General features: G+C 44.2%; 15 protein-coding genes. 8 read left to right on the top strand and 7 right to left on the bottom strand.

All coding sequences use genetic code 11. From position 1 onward, the window contains the following. Positions 1-107: 107 nt before the first annotated feature. Positions 108-1,118, bottom strand: a complete 1,011-nt coding sequence (locus AB4185_RS06535; protein WP_108193676.1) for a putative 2-aminoethylphosphonate ABC transporter substrate-binding protein — start codon at positions 1,116-1,118, stop codon at positions 108-110. A 368-nt stretch (positions 1,119-1,486) separates the two neighbouring features. On the opposite strand from AB4185_RS06535, the gene phnW reads away from it, so the two are divergent. The 4 genes from phnW to AB4185_RS06515 all read left to right on the top strand — a co-directional run bounded on the left by phnW (position 1,487) and on the right by AB4185_RS06515 (position 6,433). Continuing rightward, entirely contained in the window at positions 1,487-2,590 is a 1,104-nt protein-coding gene (gene phnW / locus AB4185_RS06530; protein ID WP_102495249.1) for a 2-aminoethylphosphonate--pyruvate transaminase, read from the top strand. Then, positions 2,590-4,011 carry an aspartate aminotransferase family protein gene (locus AB4185_RS06525; RefSeq protein WP_372135160.1) on the top strand — a complete coding sequence of 474 codons (1,422 nt, stop codon included), beginning with the start codon at positions 2,590-2,592 and terminating at the stop codon, positions 4,009-4,011. The genes phnW and AB4185_RS06525 overlap by 1 nt, the downstream gene beginning before the upstream one ends. Positions 4,012-4,103: 92 nt before the next feature. Continuing rightward, positions 4,104-4,922 (top strand): phosphonoacetaldehyde hydrolase, encoded by an 819-nt coding sequence (gene phnX, locus AB4185_RS06520; RefSeq protein WP_102332026.1) that lies wholly within the window; start codon positions 4,104-4,106, stop codon positions 4,920-4,922. A 440-nt stretch (positions 4,923-5,362) separates the two neighbouring features. Next, a complete protein-coding gene (locus AB4185_RS06515; RefSeq protein WP_017064823.1) occupies positions 5,363-6,433 on the top strand; it encodes an OmpA family protein in 1,071 nt (356 codons plus the stop codon). Between the two features lie 159 nt (positions 6,434-6,592). Here the strand turns inward: AB4185_RS06515 and AB4185_RS06510 are convergent, their stop codons facing one another. Beyond that, positions 6,593-6,991: an OsmC family protein gene (locus tag AB4185_RS06510; protein WP_017064824.1), complete on the bottom strand. Its 399-nt coding sequence runs from the start codon at positions 6,989-6,991 to the stop codon at positions 6,593-6,595. Positions 6,992-7,191: 200 nt separating this feature from the next. On the opposite strand from AB4185_RS06510, the gene msrB reads away from it, so the two are divergent. Further along, positions 7,192-8,334 carry a peptide-methionine (R)-S-oxide reductase MsrB gene (gene msrB / locus AB4185_RS06505; RefSeq protein WP_102332024.1) on the top strand — a complete coding sequence of 381 codons (1,143 nt, stop codon included), beginning with the start codon at positions 7,192-7,194 and terminating at the stop codon, positions 8,332-8,334. A 98-nt stretch (positions 8,335-8,432) separates the two neighbouring features. Here the strand turns inward: msrB and AB4185_RS06500 are convergent, their stop codons facing one another. Continuing rightward, positions 8,433-9,800: a TrkH family potassium uptake protein gene (locus AB4185_RS06500; protein WP_017065604.1), complete on the bottom strand. Its 1,368-nt coding sequence runs from the start codon at positions 9,798-9,800 to the stop codon at positions 8,433-8,435. Between the two features lie 19 nt (positions 9,801-9,819). Further along, a complete protein-coding gene (locus AB4185_RS06495) occupies positions 9,820-10,476 on the bottom strand; it encodes a TrkA family potassium uptake protein (RefSeq protein ID WP_372135158.1) in 657 nt (218 codons plus the stop codon). A 186-nt stretch (positions 10,477-10,662) separates the two neighbouring features. Between AB4185_RS06495 and AB4185_RS06490 the strand changes: the two genes are divergently transcribed. The 3 genes from AB4185_RS06490 (at position 10,663) to AB4185_RS06480 (ending at position 14,894) form a co-directional block, all read left to right on the top strand. Further along, positions 10,663-11,832 carry a mechanosensitive ion channel family protein gene (locus AB4185_RS06490; RefSeq protein ID WP_065585022.1) on the top strand — a complete coding sequence of 390 codons (1,170 nt, stop codon included), beginning with the start codon at positions 10,663-10,665 and terminating at the stop codon, positions 11,830-11,832. An 86-nt stretch (positions 11,833-11,918) separates the two neighbouring features. Beyond that, complete coding sequence (locus tag AB4185_RS06485) at positions 11,919-13,454, top strand: mannose-1-phosphate guanylyltransferase/mannose-6-phosphate isomerase (protein WP_372107159.1); 1,536 nt, start codon at positions 11,919-11,921, stop codon at positions 13,452-13,454. Between the two features lie 15 nt (positions 13,455-13,469). Continuing rightward, entirely contained in the window at positions 13,470-14,894 is a 1,425-nt protein-coding gene (locus tag AB4185_RS06480; protein ID WP_102332022.1) for a phosphomannomutase CpsG, read from the top strand. Between the two features lie 110 nt (positions 14,895-15,004). Here AB4185_RS06480 and aroG read toward each other — a convergent pair whose 3' ends face one another. The 3 genes from aroG to AB4185_RS06465 form a co-directional block, all read right to left on the bottom strand. After that, positions 15,005-16,057, bottom strand: coding sequence for a 3-deoxy-7-phosphoheptulonate synthase AroG (gene aroG / locus AB4185_RS06475; protein ID WP_017061746.1), 1,053 nt, complete (start codon positions 16,055-16,057; stop codon positions 15,005-15,007). Between the two features lie 313 nt (positions 16,058-16,370). Further along, on the bottom strand, positions 16,371-16,586 hold the full coding sequence (locus AB4185_RS06470) for a DUF3820 family protein (protein WP_004730103.1): 216 nt from the start codon (positions 16,584-16,586) through the stop codon (positions 16,371-16,373). Positions 16,587-16,599: 13 nt separating this feature from the next. Then, positions 16,600-16,935 carry a hypothetical protein gene (locus AB4185_RS06465; protein ID WP_372116984.1) on the bottom strand — a complete coding sequence of 112 codons (336 nt, stop codon included), beginning with the start codon at positions 16,933-16,935 and terminating at the stop codon, positions 16,600-16,602. Positions 16,936-16,997: the final 62 nt, after the last annotated feature.

The raw sequence follows: 16,997 nt of genomic DNA, 5'->3' as shown, positions 1-16,997 counted from the left end.
ATCTAATGGACTACGTGTCTAATAAGCCATATATCTAATAAACCATGTGTCTAATAAGCTCGGTAGATAATTAACCAAGGAGCTCATGAACTAAAAAGCTCAGCAGATTAAGATTTTGGCTCTGATTTAGCGTCAAACTTCTCAGACCATGTTTTAAGAACGTCTGCACGTTCACTGCCCATGCGAGCGAAGTCCATTTTTGCCATGTTCTTTTCTACATTAGGGAAGTTCTCTGCTTTGCCTGTCACATCTTGGTGACCAACAACTGGGTACATTTCGATGTAAAGCTCATTTGCCGCTTTAGAAATAGACCAATCGATAACACGTTGTGCTGCATCAGAAGGCTTAACAAGACCTACCGCTTCAGATTCCCAGCCGATGCCTTCAGGCGTAATCACTGAAAGTGGAGCGCCTTGAGTTTTCAGCTTAGCGCCACGGCTCGCCATAGAAATACCGATAGCGACTTCACCCATGCCAGCTTGAACACATGGCTTAGAACCAGAGTGCGTGTAGTGAGCAATATTTTGGTCTAGCTTCTGCATGTAGTTCCAACCTTGGTCTTCACCCATGTTTTGTAGCCAAGCCGAAACCTGCATGTAGCCTGTACCAGAAGACGCTGGGTTTGGCATAGCAATATGGCCCTTGTAGATAGGCTTCGTTAGGTCATCCCAAGACTTAGGTGCTGGTAGGTTAAGTTGTTTCGCTACCGCTTCGTTGAAACAAACCGCATTGAAGAATGCATCGTTGCCATACCAAGCTTGAGTAGATTGCGGATCGTTGAGGTTTGAGCGCAGCGCTTCTACACCTTGAGGAGTGTAAGGCTTAAGAATGCCCTCCTCCTTAAGTAGAGCCATTGAAGAACCCGCAAGGCCCCACACCACTTCTGCACGAGGGTTGTTTTTCTCAGCCAATAATTTTGCCGTCATGATTCCTGTTGAATCACGAACCCATTTGATGTTGATGTCTGGGTTTTCGCTTTCAAAAGCATTTTTGTACTTCGCTAAGATGTCAGTTTCAAAAGCGGTATAAACCGTCACTTCCTGTGCCGCATAAGCGTTACCAGCTAATAGTGTGACTAATGCTGCAAGTGATCCTTTCATAAAACGGTTTTTCATCATTTTCTCCAGTCAGGCCCAACTCTAGAGTGAGAAGTTGCCAAAATTAAAAATTGCCAAAGTTAAAGTTGTTAAAGCTAGAAGCCCTATCGAGAGGCACCTATATTCAAAAATTCATTCCAGTTGTTGGCACACACCCCTCCCACTGGTATGTACCAGATTTCGATTATTAAGCTAACTGGCTTTTGTGACGATTAAATGAACGAAAAATGGCAATTTAAAGATCGAAAACTTTCTCAAGACAAGTGACCATTTTTAATATGAAGCTTTTGTGAAAATGATGTTTGGGCTATTTACGACCGTTTAAATTGGTTGTTAAAGTAACTCTAAATATTGGTATAGTCCAAAAATTAAAATCACGAGAGTTGAACATGAGAAACGAATACTTACTGCTGACACCGGGCCCTTTATCTACTTCTGAAACCGTTCGCCAAGCGATGCTAAAAGACTGGTGTACTTGGGATGATGAATACAACAAAGACGTTGTTGAAGTGATTCGTAGCAAGCTTGTTACTTTGGCGACTAAGCAGGCGGGATATACAAGTGTATTAATGCAAGGCAGCGGCACTGCTTCAGTTGAAGCAACAATCGGTAGCGTTATCTCTAACAGCGATAAGCTTCTTGTGGTCGATAACGGTGCGTATGGTGCTCGTATTGCTCAAATCGCAGAATATTTAAACATTCCATGCCATGTCGTTTCCCCAGGTGAAACATCACAGCCTGACTTGAACAAAATGGAAACGGCATTGGCTATGGATTCAGATATTACTCACGTTGCGATTGTGCACTGTGAGACCACTACAGGTATGTTGAATCCAATCGAAGAGATTGCCAAATTGGCAAAACAGCACAACAAAACCGTCATTCTTGATGCGATGTCGAGCTTTGGTGGCATCCCTATGGATATTGCTGACTTAGGTATTGATTACATGATCAGCTCGGCAAACAAGTGTATTCAAGGTGTACCTGGATTCGGCTTTGTTATTGCGAAGCAATCGGAACTGGAAAAATGCAAAGGCCAAGCTCGCTCATTAAGCCTTGACCTGTTTGACCAGTGGCACTGCATGGAAAGCAACCATGGTAAATGGCGCTTCACCTCTCCGACTCATACAGTGCGCGCTTTCTACCAAGCTCTACTTGAATTGGAACAAGAAGGCGGCATCGAAGCTCGTCATAGTCGCTACCAAACCAACCAAACCACATTGGTTGCAGGTATGCGTTCTCTTGGTTTTGAACCACTGCTTAATGATGACCTTCATTCACCTATCATCACCTCTTTCTATTCTCCAACTCATAGCGATTACCAATTCAAGGAATTCTATGACCGTTTGAAAGAGCAAGGGTTTGTGATTTACCCGGGCAAGGTTTCAAACGCAGACTGCTTCCGAATCGGTAACATTGGTGAAGTGTATCCGTCAGACATTGAAGCTCTCATTAGCGCAGTGAAAAACGCTATGTACTGGGACATCAAATAATGACGACGACCAATCCAGAGCCAGTTCTAAAGGCCACACACTTTCGAAGCGAAGGCGATGTGAACACCACGCCAGCACGCGAAAAATGGAACGAGTCGCTAAACGATGATGCGACTCAAGCGATGTTAAAACGTGACTCTGACGTATTTCTTCATCAAGCGATGTCAACGCCTTGTCTAGACACACTTGAAGCAGCTGAAGGCATCTACATTCAAGATGCGACGGGCAAGAAGTACATGGACTTTCACGGTAACAATGTTCATCAATTGGGTTATGGCCATCCACATATCATTAATAAAGTGACTCAACAAATGGCTTCATTGCCGTTTTCACCACGTCGCTTTACCAATGAAACAGCCGTTCAATGCGCTGAAAAGCTGACACAGATCTGCGGTGGTGAGTTGAACCGCGTGTTGTTTGCACCGGGTGGTACTTCGGTTATCGGCATGGCACTCAAACTGGCTCGACATGTCACCAACAACTTCAAGGTCGTTTCACTGTGGGACTCATTCCATGGCGCGTCACTGGACGCAATTTCAGTGGGTGGTGAAGCTTGTTTCCGCGAAGGCATGGGCCCGTTAATGGCTGGCGTAGAACGCATTCCACCAGCCGTCTCTTATCGTGGCGCTTTCCCGTTTAACGAGAATAGCGCAGTCAATGCAAACGAAACTGCATGCGACGTTCACTATGCCGACTATTTAGAGTATGTGATTGAAAAAGAAGGTGGCATTGGAGCCTTCATTGCCGAAGCAGTGCGTAACACAGACGTTCAGGTTCCAAGCAAAGCTTACTGGAAGCGCATCCGTGAGATCTGCGATAAGCATAACGTCATGTTGATCATCGACGACATTCCAAACGGTATGGGTCGTAGTGGCGAATGGTTCACTCACCAGGCCTTTGATATCGAACCTGACATTCTTTGTATCGGTAAAGGTTTTGGCGGGGGCTTGGTTCCAATTGCAGCCATGGTCACTAAAGACAAATACAACACGGCAGCGCAAGTATCACTTGGTCACTACACCCACGAGAAAAGTCCTATTGGCTGCGCAGCGGCACTGGCTACGATGGAAGTGATTGAGCAAGAAAATCTACTTGAAAAAGTACAAGCGGACAGCGCATTCGTGCGTGAACAACTGCTTCAAATGAAAGAGAAATACCCAGTCATTGGTGACGTTCGCGGCATCGGTCTGCTTTGGGGAGTGGAATTGGTCACTGACCATATCACCAAAAACCGAGCGTTCGATGAAGCAGAAGCAGTACTTTACCAATGTCTGAACGATGGCCTGAGCTTTAAGGTTTCACAAGGTAACGTGATTCAATTGAGCCCACCATTGATCATCAGCCGTAGCGAGCTAGAAGTCGCTCTGTCTGTATTCGAAAAAGCGATAGCCAAAGTCTGCAAAGATTTTGAATACCTTTAATTCTCGAAATCAACATTTAAACCAATAACCTTAAACAACCATTTGTTTCCCAGAACTTTGAACTGGGAGTGACACAAAAATAGGACACTATTATGAACACGACATCACCTATCCAAGCGGTTATCTTTGACTGGGCCGGCACTATCGTTGATTTTGGGTCGTTTGCTCCAACTAGCATCTTCGTTGAAGCATTCAAACAAGGTTTCGACTTTGACATCGACTTAGCTGAAGCGCGTGAACCTATGGGGATCGGCAAATGGGACCACATCCAAGCAGTGGGTCGAATTCCAGCTGTTGACGCTCGTTGGAAGGCTCAGTTCGGACGCTCCATGACAAGTGAAGACGTTGACGCGATCTACGCGGCATTCATGCCTCTTCAAAAAGCGAAAGTAGCCGATCACGCAGCACCTATTTTGAATGCGATAGAAGTGGTCAATAACCTAAAAGAGAAGAACGTGAAGATCGGGTCTTGTTCAGGTTACCCACGTGAAGTGATGGATGTTTTAATTCCTGCTGCTGCAGATTACGGTTACCGACCAGATAACGTGGTAGCGACCGATGACTTACCTCAAGGTGGTCGCCCTGCTCCATTTATGGCACTGAAAAACGTAATCGATCTAGGTGTAACTAGCGTTGCTGCGTGTGTAAAAGTAGACGACGCAGCACCGGGGATCGATGAGGGTCACAACGCAGGCATGTGGACAGTTGGACTTGTATTATCGGGGAACGAAGCAGGCTTAACGTATCAAGAATATTTAGATGCAGACGAGACAACACTTACAGCTGCACGTGAAAAAGCAAGCGTTAGGCTAAACGAATCAAACCCGCACTACTTGATCGATACCATTGCAGACCTACCAGGCGTCATTGCAGATATTGAACAGCGTTTACTGGCAGGAGAGCGCCCATAAGCAAAAGCGAGATGTTCACGTGACGTAAAGTACGTGAAAAACATCTCTAATCGCTTTAATTCAAATCCCTATCCAATCATGTACTCATTCGAGTTATACATATTGGGTGGGGATTTTTGTTTTATAAGCATGATAAAGCGCAAGTTTTTTACTTATTACCCGTAGCGCCACTGGTAAATAGACGAGGCTAGGCTATAGCTTAAACATAAACATTCCAACAAATGATAAAATCAACAATAAAGGCATCTTAAATATATAATATTTAACAATTTCATTGACTCCAATACGCAATCAGATTAACAATATAAGTACTGAGAAAGAAACAGGTTCACCTGAACCAACACCTTGATTTACTTATTATAAGCAGTGTCGTAACCCAATAAGTGATCGTTTTACTGGTAAGTTCAGATAAAAATAAGAGTTAATCCAAGGAAAAAATTATGAAAAAACTGTCAAAAATCATGTGTGCTGTTGTAGCCGCTTCAGGCCTAGCAGCAGCGCCTTCTATTGCTGCAACGACTTACGTGGGTGCAAAAGTGGGCGTGGGCTGGCTAGACAGCGCATGCGTAAGCGGTGAAAAGTGTGATGATGATGCAATTGGTGCAGGCATCTACTCTGGCTACAATTTTAATGACAAGTTTGGTATTGAGCTAAGCTCAGACTTCCTTGGCGACTACAAGACAAGCTTTTCAAAGAACGGCACAACAGCTGCGTTCAGCGATCCACTGATCGCAATCTCGCTAACTCCAATGTACCGCCTAGCAGTACAACAAGAGTTTGACGTATTCTTTAAAGCAGGTCCTGCTTACATTTCACACGGTGGCGAGGATGACGTCGTTCTTTCTGCTGGTATCGGTGTAGAGAAGCAACTATCTTCTGATTGGGCATTACGTGTTGAATACCAATACTTTGATGATTTCGACGACAACTACGTTCAAGACCTGAACTCGAACCTACTATCAGTTGGTGTTAGCTACAACTTCGGTACTGGCAACACAACAGCATCAGCGGCGGCTGCAACAGCTTCTGCAGTAGCAGTGACTCAAGCGCCATCTGAGCCAATCACAGAACCAGCAGTTGTTGTTGAAGAGAAGACAACCGTGGTTGTTACTAAAGCGCAAACTGAGAGCTTCTCTCAAGGTATGTTTGAGACAAACAGTACTGAACTGTCTACAGATGGTAAAATTGCATTAATGCCATTAGTTGAAGTACTTAAAGCTCACCCTCAATCATCAGTTGATGTTGTTGGTCACACCGACTCAACAGGTGCAGCTGAGTATAATCTAATGATCTCTAAGAAACGTGCTGCTGCTGTAGCCGCATACATCGAAGAGCAAGGCATTGAAGCAGACCGTATTACAGCGTCAGGTGAAGGCGAAGAGAATCCAATTGCATCAAACGCTACAGCTGAAGGTCGTGCTCAAAACCGTCGTGTTGACGCAACGATCCCTGGTTTTGAATACCAAGAAGAAGTCAAAGTTGAAGAAGTTATCGTAGAAGCTGCTGAATAATAGCACTCTACCTTAGTTAAAATAATAAGGGCGGAGCACTTTAAAGTGCTCCGCCCTTTTCTTTGTCTGGCTATGCCTAAAAACCGTAAGCGATAAGCCGTAAGCCGTAAGCCGTAAGCCGTAAAGATTAGCCTACCGCCAAGCTGTACAATCAGAAGACTAGACGATTTCCCAACTATGAGTCATCTCTACGCCAGCACCCAACATTAGACATACAGAACAGTACTTTTCTAATGAATCCGCACACACCTTAGCGACCTGCTCAGGATCAAGGTTGTCACCAGACACTTCAAAGTGAATATTAATCACAGTAAAGATTTTCGGCGCTGTTTCACGACGTTTGGTTTCAAGCTTTGCATTGCAACCAGTGATGCTTTGACCCGCAGATTTCAAACCGTCCACTACATCAACAGAGCTACAGCCACCAGCAGCCATTAACACCATTTCCATCGGGCTTGGCGCAGTAGCACCGCCGCTTCCATCCATAACAATAGAATGGCCTGATTGAGATTGACCGAGGAATTTAAAGCCTTCGACCCATTTAACTTCTGCTTGCATGTTGTTCCTTAGATGTACGAAAACGTCATCATTATTTGGTATTTTATATCAATGCCTACACCCTACTACTGGCGGCATTTATGAGCAAGATTTTCTATTTGAGATATTTTTTTCATGAATAGTGTAATTTTTTCCATCTAAAACCTGTCTCTATTCGTACATTCAAAATCGAATGAGAAAAACGTCAAGATGAGGTATCTATGAATAAATTATCTAAAATATTGGTATCACTCGTGGTTACACTACCACTGATTTCGCTGTTTGTAAGCCAGACTGGCACTGCCAATACAATGGATAAAACGGCTAGTTCAGGTAAAACTGAAATCGCGACACTGGCTGGTGGTTGTTTTTGGTGTACAGAATCCGATCTAGAAAAACTGACAGGCGTGACCGACGTTATCTCTGGATACTCTGGTGGTGAACTGGAAAACCCAACCTACAAACAGGTCTCTTCGGGTAAGTCAGGTCACATCGAAGTGATCAACGTGACCTATAACCCTGATGTGGTTAGCTACGAACAGGTTCTTGACCAATTCTTCCGACACATCGACCCAACCGATGACAAAGGTTCTTTTGTAGACCGAGGCCGTCATTATCGACCGGCTATTTTCTATCATAACCAAGCACAAAAAGATGTTGCTCAGAACTTCATGATGGAGATCGACAAAGCTAATATCTTTGGTGCACCACTAAAAACAGAACTGATAAAATTTGAGAAGTTCTGGCCAGCAGAAGATTACCACCAAGATTATTACAAGAAGAGTAAGGTTCGTTATAACTACTACCGCTATGCTTCTGGCCGCGATCAGTACCTAGATAAGATCTTCGGTGATGATAGAAAGGACAACCCTAAAACACTACGTCAGATCATCGACAGTAAGAATGCGACAGCGAATGCTAAAACATACGTAAAACCGTCTGATGCAGAGATCAAAGCGAAGCTTACAGCACTTCAATACGATGTAACGCAAGAAGACGCTACTGAGCGCCCATTTGACAACAAATACTGGGATAACAAGCAAGAAGGTATTTACGTTGATATCGTAACTGGGGAGCCATTGTTCTCTTCAAAAGACAAATACAAGTCAGGCACAGGCTGGCCGAGCTTTACACAGCCAATCAGCGAGGCTTATGTCGTCACAACTACTGACTACAAACTGCTTTACCCAAGAACAGAGGTTCGCAGTAAGTTTGGTGATTCTCACTTGGGACATGTATTTAAAGATGGTCCAAAACCAACAGGCTTACGTTACTGCATGAACTCAGCCGCAATGCGCTTTATCCCAGCGGATAAATTAGCAGAAGAAGGCTATGAGGAATACGTTGAGATGTTTGAGGGCTAAGCATTCAGCATTTAACGAACAGCCTATAACAACAAAGCCAGCATATCGCTGGCTTTGTTTTTATTTACAGAGCTTTATTTATCAGCCCGTGAACCTAATTAACCAGTCAACACCGTGTCTTCTGGATATTTCAACAAGGAAGGTTCTGGGCGAGCTAGCATATAAGCCAAGGTCAGGGGGCCGATACGTCCAATCACCATAACAACAATCATGATGTATTTACCTGGCTCAGTCAGGTTCGCGGTTAAGCCAGCGGTTAAGCCAACCGTTGCAAAGGCTGAAATCACCTCAAACATGACTCGATCAAACGCTGCCTTTTCAGTAAGCATTAACAAAAACATCGCGGTGGTTAATAACGCCCCACTTACCACAATAATGGCCAATGACTTTGTTACCGCTTGCCAAGTCACAGTGCGCTTAAACATCACCACGTGCTTTTTCTGACGGAGGAAGGTCCACGTTGCGACAAAGGCTACTGCAAAGGTCGAAACCTTAATACCACCACCTGTTGAGGTAGAACCTGCACCAATCAACATCAGTACAATCATTACCAGCAACGCAGGCTGTGTGTACTGAGACAAATCCACACTATTAAAGCCAGCAGTACGAGCACTTGCCGACTGAAAAAATGCGGCTAGCCACTGTCCTTGAGTCGATAACCCTTCCATGGTTGCTGAGTTATTTCTTTCTAGCAGCCAGAACAATACCGTACCTACCAACAATAGAGTCGGAGTGGCGGTTAGCATAATCTTGGTGTGTAAATGAAGATGTCGAAAACCTTTACGCCAGTTACTCGATAGGTCGCCGACGACTGTGAAGCCTAGCCCACCGAAAATAAACAAGCCAGCTAAGGTGAAGATCACCAGCGGATCATCAACAAAACTCATCATACTGTCTGAAAACAGTGCAAAACCTGCGTTATTGAATGCAGATATCGCATGAAATAGAGCATAAAAACTGCCCGTTGACCATCCCATCTCAGGTACCCAGCGGAAGCAGAGCAATACAAAACCGATAAATTCAGCCACTAATGCAAAGATGATGATCTTCTTAACCAATTTACGAAGGTTAATCTTACGATCTTGGCCAAGCGCTTCTTTCGCGAGTGCTTGTTGTTTAAGGCTTAACCTAACACCGAACATGTAAAGCAGTACCGCAGATAGAGTCATCTGCCCTAACCCGCCGACTTGCATCAAGAACATCAGTAAGATTTTACCCGCCAAGGTGAAATGCTCACCGGTATCGACAACACCTAATCCTGTCACACTGATCGCCGAGGTTGCTGTAAACAGTGCATCCGTAAAACTTAGGCCTGTCACAGAGAATACAGGCATCGTCAACAATATTGCAGAGGGGATAAGTACGCCTAAGAAGCTCGTAAGGATAATCTTAGGTTCAGAGCCTTTACGTGGCTTTTTATCACTCTTAAGCGTGTAGAAAGTACCTTTTCGTTTTAACGAATTCATACTGTTACCTTATTGCCAATTACCAATTGCGTAGCTTTCTAGATAAGGTCTCTTTCGGCCCAGCGATGATCACCACATCCCCAATTTCTAAACTCACATCCAATTCTGGTGCTTTAGTGAGGTTCGGCCCTCGCTTGAAGCCAAGTACCTCAACACCATTTTCTTTACACAGCTTAAGATCGCCAAGTTTATTACCCAACAGTTTAGAACCAATAACAATCTCCGTCATCGCTAAGCCACTGCCAAGGTCGATAAATTCGAGAACGCGTCTATCCAACATTTTACGCGCAACACGAATGCCCATATCTCGTTCAGGCATGATGATATGGTCAGCACCAATCTTAGAGAGAATCTTGCCGTGAAACTTATCGTTCGCCTTAACCCAGACTGCTTTTGCTCCAGATTCTTTCACCACCAAAGTCGTTAGAATGCTTGAGTTAACGTCAGAGCCTATCGACACCATCACCATATCGTAATCATCGAGTCTTAACTCTTTCACCGTCTCTTCGCTCGTGCAGTTCGCAACAATCGCTTGTGAAACAAAAGCCGCTGCTTCTTTCACTCGCTCTTCATCAATATCGACGGCCAGTACCTGTGCCCCTGAACTTTGTAGCTCTTTGCAAACAGACAGACCAAATCGCCCTAAACCGATAACTGCATATTGTTTGTCGCTCATTTGAAATCCTGTTTAGAAATTTTAATTACACGGGATAGCCAAACCTACATTAGTTTCTATCTCAAAAAAAGTTAGTTCTGCAAGAATAAGGTTATACTATTGTCATAATCGCTTGATTTATAAAGGTAGAGAACAACTCGAGTTTCTGCTAATTTCCAATTCATAATTTCTGCGGCAGCACACACAATGAATGAATTCATAACCCAAGTACAAACCTACATCAACCAGAGCCATAGTGATTGGGCAAACAGCGTCCTATGCATCACTATTGCGAGTTTTCTCGCTTGGGTAGCTTGGCGAATTATCCATAATCGCTTGGAAGTTCTGGTACAGAGAACCCACTTTCACTGGGATGACCTACTACTAGAGGCACTGAAAACCCCTGTCAGTACGTTACTTTGGTGTTGGCCAGCGACCGTATCTATCGGGTTGATTCTTCAAGATCAGTTTGGCAATGAAATCAACTGGTTAAAAACTCTCAAGCACATATTGATCATATGTACCTTCGTTTGGTTCACCTTACGAATGATCACCAATGCTGAAGCATACGTCTTAGAGCAAAAAAACAGGGATGAGACAACTGTACAGGCGATTGCAAAAGTAGCTCGTCTGTTCTTTATGGTCATGGGCGGCCTGACAATCATGCAAGCGTTTGGACTCAGCCTATCAGGCTTACTCACCTTTGGTGGTGTTGGTGGCTTGATCGTCGGTTTAGCGGCTAAGGACTTACTGTCGAATTTCTTCGGTGGCATGATGATTTACTTCGACCGCCCTTTTAAAGTCGGTGATTGGATACGTTCTCCCGATCGTCAAATCGAAGGCACTGTCGAACGCATTGGTTGGCGCATGACGATCATCCGCACTTTTGATAAGCGTCCTTTGTACGTGCCAAATTCGGTGTTCAGTAGTATTGTGGTAGAGAATCCATCGAGAATGTTGAATCGTAGAATCAATGAAACCTTTGGTCTTCGTTATCAAGATGCAGACAAATTGGCGCTCATTGTTGATGATGTAAGAACCATGCTCGAGACCCACCCAGATATTGATGCCAAACAGACGTTGATCGTTAACTTTGACAAATTTGGGCCATCAACGCTCAACTTCTTTATCTATACCTTCACAAAAACAGTCAACTGGATCAGGTACCACAAAGTGAAGCAAGACGTTCTGTTACAGGTTCTGGCGATTATTCATAAACACAATGCAGACATCGCGTTCCCAACACAGACACTCAAGATTGACCCTCAAGACTTTTCTAATGTTCAAGATCATAACAGCGTTCAAAGCCTAGGTGATAATCAGAATATTAGCGATCCCAAAGACATGTTGAACTCCCCTACGGAAGGTCATCGATAGTCATATCCTTCTTGGTTATCGATAAGTAATAAGCGTGAAGCGTGGTAATATGATGGCAGTATTCTAATGCACCTAATTACCACGCTATGATTTTACCTGTCATTCTAGCCGGCGGCTCCGGAAGTCGTCTCTGGCCACTGTCTCGCGAGCTTTACCCTAAGCAATTTCTCAATATTGCCGGCGACCAGTCAATGCTTCAGCACACACTTCAACGCCTGCAAGGCCTTGAAGAGCACTTGATGGATAGTAAATGCGATGCCCCATTCATTATCTGTAATGAAGAGCATCGCTTTATTGCCGCTGAACAAGCTCGATCAGCTAACATTCAACATAGTGGTATTCTGCTAGAGCCAGTCGGTAGAAATACAGCCCCAGCCATTGCGCTTGCCGCCCTAAAGGCTTTAAGTAAACCACCGCTTAATGAACAAAGCGCATCCGACCCTATCTTGTTAGTGCTGGCTGCTGATCATCACATCGCGAAAACCTCTGAATTCCAACAAGCGATTAGTCGTGGTGTTGATTATGCAAAACAAGGCAAGCTGGTGACATTCGGTATAACACCTAGCTCCCCAGAGACTGGCTATGGCTATATCAAGCAGGGAGAGCCTCTTTCCTCCAGTGCTCAAACTGATACTAATGGAACAGAGCAGCCAATCAATCACGCCTTCGCCATAGAATGCTTTGTAGAAAAGCCAGACACAGCAACAGCAGAAGAGTACATCCGCTCAGGACAATACTTATGGAACAGTGGCATGTTCATGTTTAAGGCATCACGCTATGTTGAAGAACTCGCCGAACACCACCCTGAGATAGTAGCGGCTAGTAAACTCGCTCTTGCAACGCAAAATACCGACCTCGACTTTATCCGTATAGACGCTGAAGCATTCAAAAGCAGTCCAAGTGATTCAATCGATTACGCCGTGATGGAAAAGACCTCGCACGCCGCGGTGATCCCGATGGATGTCGGCTGGAACGATATTGGCTCATGGTCCGTGATCTGGGATGTAAGCGAAAAAGATCAGCACAATAACGTCATTGAAGGTGATGTGTTAACCGTCGACTCTCAACACAACTACATCCATGCTGAAAATAAGCTGGTTGCGACGGTAGGTGTCGACAACCTGATTATTGTCGAAACCAAAGACGCTATATTGGTTGCAAATAAAGACAAGGTTCAGGGTGTTAAATCGATTGTCAGTCAACTAAATCAAGCGGGTCGCACAGAACATGTGCATCATCGTGAGGTGTTTAGACCTTGGGGTAAATACGATGTTATCGACCTAGGCAAGCGCGACAAAGTTAAACGTATCACCGTTAAACCCGGTCACAAGTTGTCGTTACAAATGCACCACCATAGAGCGGAACATTGGGTAGTCGTGGCGGGTACTGCGAAAGTGACCAACAATGAGAAAACCTATCTGGTTGAAGAAGATCAATCCACTTACATCCCTTTAGGTCATATTCACAGCCTAGAGAACCCAGGGGATCTCCCACTCGAGATGATTGAAGTACAAACAGGCAGTCATTTAAGTGAAGGCGACATCATTCGATATCAAGACAGTTATAGGCGAGACGTGCGCAAGCAACAAGTCCACTCATCAAAGCACAACCAAACGAAATAAAGCAGCGACAAATCGATGAAACCAACATTAGACCTAAACTGCTTTAAGAACAACGATATCCGCGGCGTCATTGGTAAACAAATCAATGAGCCACTCGCCTACCTGCTCGGTAAGGCATTTGGCGAATACGTCCTATCCGCTAAGCCTGAAACCTCACTCGATGGTTTGGCGCAGGTAGTGATTGGTCGTGATAACCGCAAAACCTCCCTGTCATTACAAGAAGCCATGACCAAAGGCTTAATCGAGTCAGGGATTACCGTCATTGATCTAGGTATGACTGGCACTGAAGAGGTCTACTTTGCGACTCGTTACCTAAAAGCGATTGGCGGAATACAAATCACAGCCAGCCACAACCCAATCAATTACAACGGCATGAAAATGGTCGGTGTAGACGCTAGCCCTATCAGTAAAAACAGTGGTTTAGATGAAATCAAACGACGCATTGAAGAACTTAATCAAGAGCTGAACTGCAATTTACCGTTCGTTCATGCACAACCAAGTAACTCTAGTAGATCGAACAGTATTCTTGCTCCGTACGTCGAGCACCTACTCTCGTACATAACCCCATCAAAGCTGTCACCGATGAAGATTGTGGTTAATGCTGGGAACGGTGTTGCAGGACATATCATTGATGCTTTAGATAATAAATTTAACGAACTCGGTGTCCCTATCACCTTCATCAAAGTTCATCATAACCCTGATGGAAACTTCCCAAATGGTATTCCAAACCCTTTGATTAGAGAGAACCAAGCAGCCACTCGAGATGCCGTTTTAGAGCATTCTGCCAACCTTGGAATTGCTTGGGATGGAGACTTCGACCGATGCTTTTTCTTTGATGAGCAAGGCAATTACATCGAGGGTTATTACATTGTAGGGTTGCTTGCTGAAGCATTCTTGGTCAAACAGCCTAACACGACTGTATTGCACGATATGCGCATGACCTGGAACACAATTGAAATCGCAAAAACGCATGGTGGAAAAGCGATTGGAATTAAAGCAGGACACGCACTGATCAAAGAGAAGATGCGTGAAACGAATGCCGTCTATGGGGGCGAAATGAGCGCACACCATTATTTTCGTGATTTTGGATATTGCGATTCAGGCATGATTCCTTGGCTATTGGTTATCGAGCTGATGTCGAAAACTCAACAATCTCTTCACCAATTAACGAGTACTAGTATAGATAGATTCCCCTCTTCCGGGGAGATCAATCGAAGAGTCTCAGACCCAGAGCAGGTCATGGCTTGCGTGTTATCGCACTACCAAGATCATGCCGTTGAGATCGATCACACAGACGGAATCAGCATGAATATGGGCTCATGGCGCTTCAACTTAAGAAAGTCCAATACCGAGCCATTAATACGCCTTAACGTTGAAACCAAACAAGATAAAGCTTTACTGTCACTTAAAGTCGACGAGTTACTGTCTTTTCTCATTTAAGAATACAGACACTTCCAGTTTTCAACTAAGATCCACAAAAAAGCCCTTATTAGCTGTTGCTAACTAAGGGCTTTGAATTTTCAGTAGCTTAATCGCTGACTGTAATTAGTCTATTTGTTACGACGAGCTTCAACAGCGTCTGCCAGCTGGCGAAGTACTGTTTCAGTGTCTTCCCAACCAATACACGCATCAGTAACAGATTGGCCGTACGTTGCAGCTTTGCCCTCAACCAGGTCTTGGCGACCTTCAACAAGATGAGATTCAATCATCACACCAAAGATAGCTTTGTCGCCACCAGAAATTTGTGCGCTTACGTCATCAGATACGTTCATTTGACGCTTAAACTGCTTAGAGCTGTTTGCGTGGCTGAAATCGATCATCACTTTTTGTGGAAGACCAGAAGCTGCTAGCTCTTCTTTAATCTTACCAACGTGTTCTGCGCTGTAATTTGGCTCTTTGCCACCACGTAGGATGATATGACAATCAGGGTTACCTGCTGTTTCAACGATAGCTGAGTGACCGTACTTAGTTACTGATAAGAAGTGGTGAGAAGCGCTAGCAGAGCGAATAGCATCTGTTGCAATCTTGATGTTGCCATCAGTACCATTCTTAAATCCAACTGGGCAAGATAGGCCAGAAGCCAGTTCGCGGTGAACTTGAGATTCTGTAGTACGTGCGCCGATTGCACCCCAGCTGATTAGGTCAGCAACGTATTGAGGCGTGATCATGTCTAGGAATTCGCTTGCCGTTGGCATGCCCATGTCAGTTAGGTCCAGCAGTAGCTTACGTCCTAGACGAAGGCCATCATTTAGCTTGAACGTATCGTTCATGTACGGGTCATTTATTAGACCTTTCCAACCAACAGTTGTACGTGGTTTTTCAAAGTAAACACGCATTACGATTTCAAGGTTATCACCCAGTTCGTCGCGCAACACTTTCAAACGTTTACCGTACTCAAGAGCAGCTTCTGTGTCATGAATAGAACATGGGCCGACAATAACAAGCAAGCGATCATCGCTCTCTTCTAAAATATTGTGGATCGCTTTGCGGCTTTCAAAGGTTGTAGAAGAAGCAACTTCTGTCGCTGGAAACTTTTCTAAAACAGCAACAGGGGGTAATAACTCTTTTACTTTGTTAATTCTTACATCATCAGTCTGGAACATTGCTTACTTCTTCCTTTTTTCTATCCTTGAGCTGAATGTACGTTGTCTCACGTCACTTTCTATCAGCACTAATCTTCTTGTTCCCTGTAACTTAACTAGTAAAAACTCTAGTTTCAATCACTAATTAAAAATAAACGCAATTTTTTTTGTGTTTTATATTTAAAACACCCTGTATACCATTATTTACACGCTATCGATTGCGTATTTTATAGCAAGGTAAGAAGAGCCATTCTTCAAGCTACATCATGCATGTAAAATTGTGTCGAACTCAAAAACAAAAAAGCTCACGTGATCAGCGTGAGCTTTTATTTAATTACATTCTTTTCAATGGCTTGACGACACTATCAAGCCCTTCAATTTTCAGAGCAAGGCACAGTTTCAATAAATCGCCGAGTTCACCAGACGGGAATCCCTTTTTATCAAACCACAGCAAATATTCTTCAGGTAAGTCAATCAGTGTACGACCCGCGTACTTTCCAAATGGCATCTGCATTCGAGCCAACTTAATCAGGTTCTCTTTCTCTAGCATTATTCGGTCTTTACTATGCGTCATCTATGTTGTGTAGAGTATCACCTAAACGTTCAACCCAATAGTTGATCGCGTCTTTGGCATCATCCAGCGAATCAATCATGGTTGAAAAGTCTTTATTACCCGCTTCACGGTCGATCACTACAGAATCGTAGTCATCTAACTTGGATTTCAAACGCTGCGCGTCACGTAGCCCAACCCTTGCCCAAACCAAGTCGACGCCTCCGTCAGGCCCAGCCTGAAAATCTTCGTAGCTGGTAAATTTAGTAGCGGTTCTAATTGGGCCGCCTGCACAACCAAGCAAGAAAATGCTGGTTGCAACAAGCAAAAGGACTTTTAAAGGGTTCATAACGCACTTAGTCAAAATTAAGGAATCTAATTAAGTATGACATACCCTATGTGAAAAGGTTG

It is taken from the genome of Vibrio sp. 10N.286.48.F5, assembly GCF_041469785.1.
Taxonomy (GTDB): Bacteria; Pseudomonadota; Gammaproteobacteria; order Enterobacterales; family Vibrionaceae; genus Vibrio; species Vibrio crassostreae_C.
This window is presented reverse-complemented; position numbering and strand designations above follow the sequence as displayed.

Bases quoted from the DNA above. Each gene is read 5' to 3' on its own strand.
- AB4185_RS06535 (WP_108193676.1), bottom strand. From the start codon at position 1,118: ATGATGAAAAACCGTTTTATGAAAGGATCACTTGCAGCATTAGTCACA.
- phnW (WP_102495249.1), top strand. From the start codon at position 1,487: ATGAGAAACGAATACTTACTGCTGACACCGGGCCCTTTATCTACTTCT.
- AB4185_RS06525 (WP_372135160.1), top strand. From the start codon at position 2,590: ATGACGACGACCAATCCAGAGCCAGTTCTAAAGGCCACACACTTTCGA.
- phnX (WP_102332026.1), top strand. From the start codon at position 4,104: ATGAACACGACATCACCTATCCAAGCGGTTATCTTTGACTGGGCCGGC.
- AB4185_RS06515 (WP_017064823.1), top strand. From the start codon at position 5,363: ATGAAAAAACTGTCAAAAATCATGTGTGCTGTTGTAGCCGCTTCAGGC.
- AB4185_RS06510 (WP_017064824.1), bottom strand. From the start codon at position 6,991: ATGCAAGCAGAAGTTAAATGGGTCGAAGGCTTTAAATTCCTCGGTCAA.
- msrB (WP_102332024.1), top strand. From the start codon at position 7,192: ATGAATAAATTATCTAAAATATTGGTATCACTCGTGGTTACACTACCA.
- AB4185_RS06500 (WP_017065604.1), bottom strand. From the start codon at position 9,800: ATGAATTCGTTAAAACGAAAAGGTACTTTCTACACGCTTAAGAGTGAT.
- AB4185_RS06495 (WP_372135158.1), bottom strand. From the start codon at position 10,476: ATGAGCGACAAACAATATGCAGTTATCGGTTTAGGGCGATTTGGTCTG.
- AB4185_RS06490 (WP_065585022.1), top strand. From the start codon at position 10,663: ATGAATGAATTCATAACCCAAGTACAAACCTACATCAACCAGAGCCAT.
- AB4185_RS06485 (WP_372107159.1), top strand. From the start codon at position 11,919: ATGATTTTACCTGTCATTCTAGCCGGCGGCTCCGGAAGTCGTCTCTGG.
- AB4185_RS06480 (WP_102332022.1), top strand. From the start codon at position 13,470: ATGAAACCAACATTAGACCTAAACTGCTTTAAGAACAACGATATCCGC.
- aroG (WP_017061746.1), bottom strand. From the start codon at position 16,057: ATGTTCCAGACTGATGATGTAAGAATTAACAAAGTAAAAGAGTTATTA.
- AB4185_RS06470 (WP_004730103.1), bottom strand. From the start codon at position 16,586: ATGCTAGAGAAAGAGAACCTGATTAAGTTGGCTCGAATGCAGATGCCA.
- AB4185_RS06465 (WP_372116984.1), bottom strand. From the start codon at position 16,935: ATGAACCCTTTAAAAGTCCTTTTGCTTGTTGCAACCAGCATTTTCTTG.